Here is a 1,738-nt window from a genome sequence, read left to right as displayed (position 1 = left end):
GCGCTTCGTTTCATTGTCAGGGTCGCTCTTTATTCAAACCCTTAGATTCACCCGGTGATACGGGCGGTTCCCTCCGTCTTCGCCGTGGGAACAACTTCTACAGACAACTTCGTGTCGCAAATTTGCAGGTATTGTGGGTTTGGAACCAGTGCTGGTTGCAACTAATATGGGTTGAAAATGAACGGTAAATGCAGGTCGAACCGGTTTCAAATGCAGGTTATTACAGCTAAGCGGTCAGTTTGCCGCGCTGCCTGCAAGTTTCTTTAGCTCTGCAAGGATCGCGTTATACAACTGCTCGACGGGAACAATATCGTCGACAGGGGAAGCGATCTCCCTGTCTTCCGACTCACCTTTTCTTTGTCCATAAGAGATTGTCGCCACAATTGTACTGTTCGGTGCAAGGCTGTTGCATTTGAAAAACGAATATTTATCACCTCGTGCAGCCTCATTATTATTGAACCGGTACCGTTCAGCAGGGGTAGAGGCCGGTGCGTTCGTCACAAGGAGCACTGTACCCGCGGTGCTCCATCCGACGATCACTCCACATGAGTTCCACAGTCGGTTGTGCCAACGGGGCTCAAAAGCGGGCAGGTTAGGATTTCTAATCCAATCCAAGACTACCGGTAATGGCGGGGTCAGCCGACCTCCACTTTTGCCTTCCCCTTCAATGTCCATGAAGGTGTAGCCTGCCCCCCCAGTCGTAGTGCCATAGCGGCATCCGAGAGTATTATCAAATATGTATTGAGCTTCTGCGCTTGTTAGTGGCATAACTGTTTCCTTATTGTGTCTGTTGTTAGGCTGATGAATGCCCATGATACCGTAAGGATTCCTGCGTAAATGAGTAACACGTGTCAATAACTTAATAAATTTTCATTTTTGCAACATCGTTACAAAACGTGAAATGGTCTGTGATTTTGAACTTCCCCATGGCATAACTCTTTGAAGCGGATAAGAGACAAATATCCAGCGTTTAGCACGTGTAATAGCTACAAAAGCGCTATTAGGAGACCATAAAAATCTGTGGGGCTCGGTGTTAAATCGACGATAGAATGAGCAAAGGAACATCATTCTATCAGACACCTCCCCATGAAATCTTATATTGTGAAAGTAGCCCTCCGAGGTATCAGCCCAATGGTCTGGCACCGATTCAGATTGTCAGGCGAGACTTCTTTAGCGGCTTTGCACTATATCATTCAGATCGTGCAGGGATGGCAGGATGATCATCTGCATCAATTCCGTATTTATGGCAAAAATTACGGCATTTCCTACTCCGGCGGGCTCGGGTTTCCTGATAACCCCTACAAAATTACGCTGGATGACTTTGAATTTGATGCCGGTGACCGTTTTACCTACGAGTACAACTTTTTCGAGCACTGGCTTCACGATATCCGTATTGAAACGATTCTCGAAAATTCTCACTTGAAGTCTCCTTTTTGTCTGGCCGGAAACAGAATGCCCGGCGCGACGTTAGCCGATGAAACTGATAAAACACTGGCATTGCTTGACGTGATTATTCATGCTGATGATACGACCACGGTCGGAGAGATCCGTCCATTGGTTGAGGCGCTTGATGCCGTCAGATTCAACCGGCCCAAGGTTAACCGCCAATTAAGTCGGCTCAACCTTGATTCACCGGAACTGGAACCTATTGTGATAGGGCTGTAGCCGATAGGATGATCGGTATCCATAAAGGTATACCTTTTCATCCATGCTAAAAACGAGGAAATAATCCTCTATA

General features: G+C 46.9%; 3 protein-coding genes. 2 read left to right on the top strand and 1 reads right to left on the bottom strand.

Annotated elements, in window-relative coordinates; genetic code table 11:
- Positions 1-188, top strand: a 188-nt coding sequence (locus tag C5470_RS22580; RefSeq protein WP_207627081.1) for a hypothetical protein, incomplete at its 5' end; no start/stop codon positions are given.
- Between the two features lie 46 nt (positions 189-234).
- Here the strand turns inward: C5470_RS22580 and C5470_RS21740 are convergent.
- Positions 235-768: a hypothetical protein gene (locus tag C5470_RS21740; protein WP_166291874.1), complete on the bottom strand. Its 534-nt coding sequence runs from the start codon at positions 766-768 to the stop codon at positions 235-237.
- A gap of 333 nt (positions 769-1,101) precedes the next feature.
- On the opposite strand from C5470_RS21740, the gene C5470_RS21735 reads away from it, so the two are divergent.
- A complete protein-coding gene (locus C5470_RS21735) occupies positions 1,102-1,665 on the top strand; it encodes a plasmid pRiA4b ORF-3 family protein (protein WP_422631102.1) in 564 nt (187 codons plus the stop codon).
- Positions 1,666-1,738 lie beyond the last annotated feature (73 nt).

This window comes from Photorhabdus stackebrandtii (assembly GCF_011189495.1).
Lineage (GTDB): Bacteria > Pseudomonadota > Gammaproteobacteria > Enterobacterales > Enterobacteriaceae > Photorhabdus > Photorhabdus khanii.
Note: the sequence above shows the minus strand (reverse complement) of the source record. Positions and strands in the feature narration are given on the sequence as shown.

Coding starts and splice junctions, on each gene's coding strand:
- C5470_RS21740 (WP_166291874.1), bottom strand. CDS start 768: ATGCCACTAACAAGCGCAGAAGCTCAATACATATTTGATAATACTCTC.